The following is a 7,755-nucleotide window of genomic DNA, read 5'->3' as shown; positions in this document are numbered from 1 at the left end:
GTGTTGCGGGCGGGGGGCCGCGCCGGCGCGGGCGGCCCCTCCTGCCCGGCCGCGGGCCGCCCCGCCCCGCCCCGCCACTACCGGTGGTTCAGCCCAACCTCCACAGCAGCACGCGGTTGTTGGCCGGCATCGCCACGTCGCGCAGGCGGGTGAAGCCGTAGTCTTCGGCCAGCGCCTGCACGGCTTCGACATCGCGGATGCCGCTGCGCGGATCACGCGCCTTCAGCCAGGCATCGAACTGCGCGTTGCTGTCGCTGGTGTAGCGGCCGCCGTAGTTGAACGGGCCGTAGACCGCCAGCAGCGCACCGTGGCGCAGCAGCGGCGGCAGCGCGGCGAACAACGCCTGCACGTGCTCCCAGCCCATGATGTGCAGGGTATTGGCAGTGAACGCCGCATCGAACGAGCTGCCCTCGGGCAGGGTCAGGCCCGGTGCCGGCGGCAGTTCCACCTGCAGCGCCACGGGCGGCAGCAGGTTGAGCAGCGCCGCCTCGGCGCGCCAGGCCTCGATGCCGGGCAGGTGATCCGGGTGATCGCTGGGCTGCCAGCGCAGCCACGGCCAGCGCTCGGCGAAGAAGGCCGCGTGCTGGCCGGTGCCGCTGCCGATTTCCAGCACCCGATGCCGGTCGCCCATCCATGGGTCGAGCGCGGCCGCGATGGGTTCGCGGTTGCGTTCGCAGGCTTCTGAATACGGCTTGCTCGACATCGGGGAACGTCCAGGCGGGGTCGCCCCATTGTGCACGAGGGGTGTTCTGGGCAGGGCTTGCAGCCCTGCACCCGCCTTAGATCAACGTCAACTTCAAAAGCTGGCTATCCGTGGGTTGGCGGGTGGGTCCGGTCGAGGGGGACGCCGTGAATACGTTCATGCAGGCTGGGTCGCGGCTTGCTCGTGTGCGCTGTCCTGCGCACACGGCAAGACCGGGGTTGGGCGTCCTGCCCAACCCGCCCGAGGCATGCCTCGGGCCCATGCCGCTCACACCCCCTCAACCGGACCCACCCCGCCTTCGACAGACTTCCGCGATCTGTCGGAAGCTGCTGCTGATGGTGGGTGCCGACCGGTGGGCCGGACCGCTGAATTTTGATATAAAACAGATGTGGCCACCCACTGGGGGGATTTGTGGGGGGGGGGGGGGTGGGGGGGGGGCCGGCGCGGCGGCCGACGCGGGGTGTGTCGGGCGCGCCCCCCCCCCCCCCCCCACCCCGCCAACCCACGGATAGCCCGCTTTTGAGTTTGACGTTGCCTCGGCAGGTGCAGGGCTGCAAGCCCTGCCGAAACCCTCCCCTACCATGACTGCAGTCACTTGCCCGATCGCCCCCCGCTGGCGAAAGTCGGACAGTTGATGTGATCGGAGCGGCCCTTTGCCCTCCGCACAGGTGTGAAAGAGAGAGAGACGCTGTGCAACGACGTGAGTTCCTGGCGTATTCCGGTCTGGGCCTTGCCGGCCTGGTGCTGCCGCATTCGCGGCTGATCGCGGCCGAGCAGCTGCTCGCGCCGGTGGATACCGTGCAGCGCCGGCGCCTGGCCGAGGTCGCCCTCGCCGCCGCGCGTGCGGCCAAGGCCAGCTACTGCGACGTGCGCATCGGCCGCTATCTCAACCAGTCGGTGGTCACCCGCGAACACCAGGTCGGCAACGTGACCAACCGCGAGTCGTCCGGCGTGGGCGTGCGGGTGTTGGTCAACGGCGCCTGGGGCTTCGCCGCCACCCACCAGCAGACCGAGGCAGCCGTGCGCGGCGCGGTCGAGCAGGCCACGGCCATCGCCCGTGCCAACGCCAGCATCCAGACCCGGCCGGTGCAGCTGGCGCCGACGCCGGCGGTCGGTGAGGTGCGCTGGCAGACCCCGGTGCGCAAGAACGCGATGGAAGTGCCGATCCAGGACAAGATCGAACTGCTGCTGGCACTCAACGGCGCCGCGCTCGATGCCGGCGCCGACTTCATCAATTCCACCCTGTTCCTGGTCAACGAGCAGAAGTACTTCGCCTCCAGCGATGGCTCCTTCATCGACCAGGACATCCACCGCATCTGGCTGCCGTTCACCGCCACTGCCATCGACAAGGCCAGCGGCAAGTTCCGCACCCGTGCCGGGCTGTCCTCGCCGATGGGCATGGGCTATGAATTCCTCGATGGCGATGTGCGCGGCAAGGTGCAGCTGCCCGGCGGCATCACCGCCTACCGCGATTCCTACGATCCGGTCGAGGACGCCATCGCCGCCGCCCGCCATGCGCGCGAGAAGCTGAAGGCGCCCTCGGTGAAGCCCGGCAAGTACGACCTGGTGCTGGACCCGTCCAACCTGTTCCTGACCATCCACGAGAACGTCGGCCATCCGCTGGAACTGGACCGCGTGCTGGGCTACGAGGCCAACTACGCCGGCACCAGCTTCGCCACCCTGGACAAGCGCGATGCCGGTTTCCGCTGGGGCAGCGACCTCGTCACCTTCTTCGCCGACAAGACCCAGCCGGGCAGCCTCGGCGCGGTCGGCTACGACGATGAGGGGGTGAAGACCCAGCGCTGGGACCTGGTGCGCGATGGTGTGCTGGTCGATTACCAGGCCACCCGCGATGAGGCCCATATCCTCGGTCGCGAGGCCTCGCATGGCTGCAGCTACGCCGATTCCTGGTCCAGCGTGCAGTTCCAGCGCATGGCCAATGTCTCGCTGGCGCCGGGCAAGGCGCCGCTGAGTGTGGACGACATGATCAAGGGCGTGGAGAACGGCATCTGGATCCACGGCCGCGGCTCCTATTCCATCGACCAGCAGCGCTACAACGCGCAGTTCGGCGGCCAGCTGTACTACCAGATCAAGGACGGCCAGATCGCCGGCATGGTCGAGGACGCGGCCTACCAGATCCGTACGCCGGAGTTCTGGAACGCCTGCACCGCGATCTGCGACCAGCGCGACTTCCGCCTCGGCGGTTCCTTCTTCGACGGCAAGGGCCAGCCCGCGCAGGTATCGGCGGTCTCGCACGGGTCGTCCACCACCCGCTTCAACGGCATCAACATCATCAACACCGCGCGCAGTCTCGGCGCCTGAGTCGTCCCCATCCTTCGACGTGGAGAGCTGCCTTGCAGAGACGTGACTTCCTCGCCCTGACCGGGCTTACCGCAGGCGGCCTGATCGTGCCGTCGTTCTTCGGCAAGGCGATCGCCGCCGAGCAGCTGCAGTCCAGCCTCGACCTGGGGCTGAAGAAGCGCCTGGCCGATGCCGCGCTGCAGGCTGCCCGCAGCGCCGGCGCCACCTACTGCGATGTGCGCATCGGCCGCTACCTGCGGCAGTTCGTCATCACCCGCGAGGACAAGGTGCAGAACGTGGTGAACACGGAGTCGACCGGCGTCGGCATCCGCGTGATCGTCAACGGCGCCTGGGGCTTCGCCGCCACCAATGCGCTGGGCACCGCCGACGTGGCCCGCGCCGCGCAGCAGGCTACCGCGATTGCCAAGGCCAACGCTGGCGTGCAGACCGCACCAGTGCAGCTGGCCAAGGCGCCGGGCGTGGGTGAAGTGAGCTGGCGCACGCCGATCCGCAAGAACGCGATGGACGTGCCGATCAAGGAAAAGGTCGACCTGCTGCTGGACGTCAACGCGGCCGCGATGGGCGCCGGTGCCAGCTTCGTCAACTCGATGCTGTTCCTGGTCAACGAGCAGAAGTACTTCGCCTCCACTGATGGTTCCTACATCGACCAGGACGTGCACCGCATCTGGGCACCGATGACGGTCACCGCCATCGACAAGGCCAGCGGCAAGTTCCGCACCCGCGAAGGCCTGTCCGCGCCGATGGGCCTGGGCTACGAGTATCTGGACGGCGCCGCCGCCGGCAAGGTGCCCACTCCCAACGGCGTAGTGAACTACGGCTCCTCCTACGACATGAAGGAAGACGCCATCGCTGCGGCCAGGCAGGCGCAGGAGAAGCTGAAGGCACCGTCGGTGAAGCCCGGCAAGTACGACCTGATCCTCGATCCGTCGCACACCTGGCTGACCATCCACGAGTCGATCGGCCACCCGCTCGAACTCGACCGCGTGCTCGGCTACGAAGCCAACTACGCCGGCACCAGCTTCGCCACCCTGGACAAGCGCGAGCAGCAGTTCCAGTACGGCAGCGAGCACGTCAACATCTTCGCCGACAAGACCCAGCCGGGCAGCCTCGGCGCCGTGGCGTACGACGATGAAGGCGTAAAGTGCAAGCGCTGGGACCTGATCAGCAACGGCAAGCTGGTCGACTACCAGACCATCCGCGACCAGGCCCACATCCTCGGCAAGACCGAGTCCGATGGCTGCTGCTACGCCGATTCCTGGTCCAGCGTGCAGTTCCAGCGCATGGCCAACGTGTCGATGGCGCCGGGCAAGACCCCGCTCAGCGTTCCGGACATGATCAAGGACGTCGAGAACGGCATCTACATCATCGGCGACGGCTCGTTCTCCATCGACCAGCAGCGCTACAACGCGCAGTTCGGTGGCCAGCTGTTCTACGAGATCAAGAACGGCAGGATCACCCGCATGCTGGAAGACGTGGCCTACCAGATCCGCACGCCGGAGTTCTGGAACGCCTGCACCGCCGTGGCCGACGAGCGCGACTACCGCCTGGGCGGTTCGTTCTTCGACGGCAAGGGCCAGCCGGGCCAGGTCTCGGCGGTCTCGCATGGCTCGTCCACCGCGCGCTTCAACGGCATCAACGTCATCAACACCGCACGCAGCCTCGGCTGACCGGTCAGGAGCCCTTACACCATGAGTATCTTCACCGAAGCCCAGGCCAAGGCCATCCTCGACAAGGTCATCGCCCTGTCCAAGGCCGATGAGTGCACCGCCGTGCTGGCCGGTTCGATCAACGGGAACATCCGTTTTGCCCTGAACAACGTCTCCACCAGTGGCATCGTGGACAACACCGAACTGGCCGTCACCGTGGCCTTCGGCAAGCGCGTGGGCACCGCCTCGATCAACGAGTTCGACGATGCCGCGCTGGAACGCGTGGTGCGCCGCGCCGAGGACCTGGCCCGTCTGGCCCCGGAAAACCCGGAGTTCATGCCGGCCATCGGCAAGCAGACCTACCGCGCCAGCCCCACCTTCAGCGAATCCACCGCTGCGATCGATCCGGCGTTCCGCGCCAAGGTCGCCGCCGATTCCATCGCACCGTGCCGTGGCAACGGCCTGATCGCCGCCGGCTTCCTGGAAGATGGCCAGGGCTTCTATGCCACCGCCAACAGCAACGGCAACTTCGGCTACCAGCGCAGCACCAGCTTCGATTACACCTGCACCGTGCGCACCGAAGACGGCCGCGGTTCGGGCTGGGTCGGCCGCAACCTGAAGGACGCGGCGGACTTCAAGGCCGACCAGGACATCCGCATCGCCATGCGCAAGGCCACCGAATCCTCGGAAGCCAAGGCGCTGGAACCGGGCAAGTACACGGTCATCCTGGAACCGGCTGCGGCTGCCGGCCTGATCAGCTTCATGATGAACTTCTTCAGCGCACGCTCGGCCGATGAAGGCCGCAGCTTCCTGTCCAGGAAGGGCGGCGGCAACAAGCTGGGCGAGCAGGTCTACGACCCGCGCGTGAGCATGTACGCCGACCCGTGGCATGCCGATGCGCCGGTGCTGCCGTGGGATGGCGAGGGCATGCCGCGCGAGCGCATGGCCATCATCGAGAACGGCAAGGTCGCCAACCTGGACTACTCGCGCTTCTGGGCACAGAAGCAGGGCAAGACCGCCAAGGCCACGCCGGGCAACCTGCTGATGAGCGGTGGTGACAAGACCACCGCTGATCTGGTGCGCGGCACCCAGAAGGGCATCCTGGTCACCCGCACCTGGTACATCCGCATGGTCGACCCGCAGACCGTGCTGCTGACCGGCCTGACCCGCGATGGCACCTTCTACATCGAGAACGGCCAGATCAAGCACCCGGTGAAGAACTTCCGCTTCAACGAATCGCCGGTGATCATGCTCAACAACATCGAAGAACTGGGCAGGCCGGTGCGCGTGGCCGGTGATGAATCCAGCTTCGTGATGATGATCCCCCCGATGAAGCTGCGCGATTTCACCTTCACCTCGCTGTCCGACGCGGTCTGATGGATCGGCGGGCCTGCTTGCGCTGGTTGGCCGCTGCCGCTTCGGCGGCGGCGCTGCCGGCCTTCGCGCAGGCAGGCCCGCGCAGTTCGCGTTACGACTTCTGGTTCACCCGCCTGCAGTACGACTCCGGCGACTGGGACGTGGACGCGCGCATGCCGTCCAACCTGATCACCTCGCTGATCGACTACACCTCGCTGCGCGTCGACCCGCAGGAACACGTGGTGGCCCTGGCCGACCCGCGCATGCTGGAAGCGCCGTTCTGCTACCTGGCAGGGCACACGCTGGTGGAGTTCAACGCCGCCGAGCGGCAGAACTTCGTACGCTACGTGCGCAACGGCGGCTTCGTTTTCGTCGACGACTGCAACCATGACATCGACGGCCTGTTCGCCACCTCGTTCGAGGCGCAGATGGGTCGACTGTTCGGGCCCAGGGCCCTGCAGAGGCTGCCCAACAGCCATGCGCTGTACCGCAGCTTCTTCCGCTTCCCCGACGGCCCGCCCGCCACCGGCTTCGAGCTCAACGGCTGGGGCGACGACCTCGTGCACGACTACCTGAAGGGCATCGACGTCGATGGCCGCCTGGGCCTGCTCTACAGCAACAAGGATTACGGCTGCGAGTGGGACTACGACTGGCGCAACAAGCGCTTCCTGGCCGAAGACAACACCCGCTTCGGCGTCAACATCGTGATCTACGCGTTGAACAATTGAACGGACCACCGCCATGACCTCCCTCGATCTCGATTCCCTGCTGCCGCGCCTGGATGGGCTGCGCAGCGCCCTGGCCCGCGCCGTGGTCGGCCAGCACACGGTGGTCGAGCAGCTGCTGATCGGCCTGCTGGCCGGTGGCCACTGCCTGCTGGAAGGTGCGCCCGGCCTCGGCAAGACCCTGCTGGTGCGCTCGCTGGGCCAGGCACTGGAGCTGCAGTTCCGGCGCGTGCAGTTCACCCCCGACCTGATGCCCAGCGACATCCTCGGCACCGAACTGCTGGAAGAAGACCACGGCACCGGCCATCGTCATTTCCGCTTCCAGCAGGGCCCGATCTTCACGAATCTGCTGCTGGCCGACGAACTCAACCGCACCCCGCCCAAGACCCAGGCGGCGCTGCTGGAAGCGATGCAGGAGCGCACGGTCAGCCATGCGGGAACCACGCGCGATCTGCCCGCGCCGTTCTTCGTGCTGGCCACGCAGAACCCGATCGAGCAGGCCGGCACCTACCCGCTGCCGGAAGCACAGCTGGACCGCTTCCTGCTGCACGTGCTGGTGGACTACCCCAGCGAAGACGAAGAGCGCCGCATCATCGAACAGACCACCGGCGGTGCTACCGAAGTGGTACCGAAGGTGATGGACGCCGAGGCAGTGATCGCCCTGCAGGCTGCGGTGCGCCAGGTACATGTCAGCCCCGATGTGCTGGCCTGGATCACCCGGCTGGTACGCGCCAGCCGCCCCGGCGACAGCGCACCGGCCGCGATCAACCAGTGGGTGAAATGGGGCGCCGGCCCGCGTGCCGGGCAGTCGCTGGTACTGGCCGCCAAGGCGCGTGCACTGCTGCAGGGCCGCTTCGCCGCCACCCGCGAGGACGTGCAGGCGCTGGCTGCACCGGTGATGCGCCATCGCCTGCTGCTGTCCTTCGCCGCCGAAGCCGAACAGAAGCGCGCCGACGACGTGGTCGCGGCGCTGCTGCAGGCCGTGCCCTTCCCGGGTTGAAGC

Annotated in this window: 6 protein-coding genes; 5 read left to right on the top strand and 1 reads right to left on the bottom strand. The window is 67.4% G+C overall.

What is annotated here, in order from left to right:
- Window positions 1-88: 88 nt before the first annotated feature.
- Window positions 89-703, bottom strand: coding sequence for a DUF938 domain-containing protein (locus AC1VXD_RS12300; RefSeq protein ID WP_482992276.1), 615 nt, complete (start codon window positions 701-703; stop codon window positions 89-91).
- Window positions 704-1,393: 690 nt separating this feature from the next.
- Between AC1VXD_RS12300 and AC1VXD_RS12295 the strand changes: the two genes are divergently transcribed.
- Genes AC1VXD_RS12295 through AC1VXD_RS12275 form a run of 5 tightly spaced genes read left to right on the top strand, consistent with a single transcriptional unit; the run spans window position 1,394 to window position 7,752 of the window.
- A complete protein-coding gene (locus tag AC1VXD_RS12295; protein WP_482992275.1) occupies window positions 1,394-3,025 on the top strand; it encodes a TldD/PmbA family protein in 1,632 nt (543 codons plus the stop codon).
- A 32-nt stretch (window positions 3,026-3,057) separates the two neighbouring features.
- Entirely contained in the window at window positions 3,058-4,692 is a 1,635-nt protein-coding gene (locus AC1VXD_RS12290) for a TldD/PmbA family protein (RefSeq protein WP_482992274.1), read from the top strand.
- Window positions 4,693-4,713: 21 nt separating this feature from the next.
- Complete coding sequence (locus tag AC1VXD_RS12285) at window positions 4,714-6,048, top strand: TldD/PmbA family protein (protein ID WP_482992273.1); 1,335 nt, start codon at window positions 4,714-4,716, stop codon at window positions 6,046-6,048.
- Window positions 6,048-6,755, top strand: a complete 708-nt coding sequence (locus AC1VXD_RS12280) for a DUF4159 domain-containing protein (RefSeq protein ID WP_482992272.1) — start codon at window positions 6,048-6,050, stop codon at window positions 6,753-6,755. Before AC1VXD_RS12285 ends, AC1VXD_RS12280 begins: the two co-directional genes overlap by 1 nt.
- A 13-nt stretch (window positions 6,756-6,768) precedes the next feature.
- Complete coding sequence (locus AC1VXD_RS12275; RefSeq protein WP_482992271.1) at window positions 6,769-7,752, top strand: AAA family ATPase; 984 nt, start codon at window positions 6,769-6,771, stop codon at window positions 7,750-7,752.
- Window positions 7,753-7,755 lie beyond the last annotated feature (3 nt).

This window comes from Stenotrophomonas sp. STEN054 (genome assembly GCF_056854535.1).
Note: the sequence above shows the minus strand (reverse complement) of the source record. Positions and strands in the feature narration are given on the sequence as shown.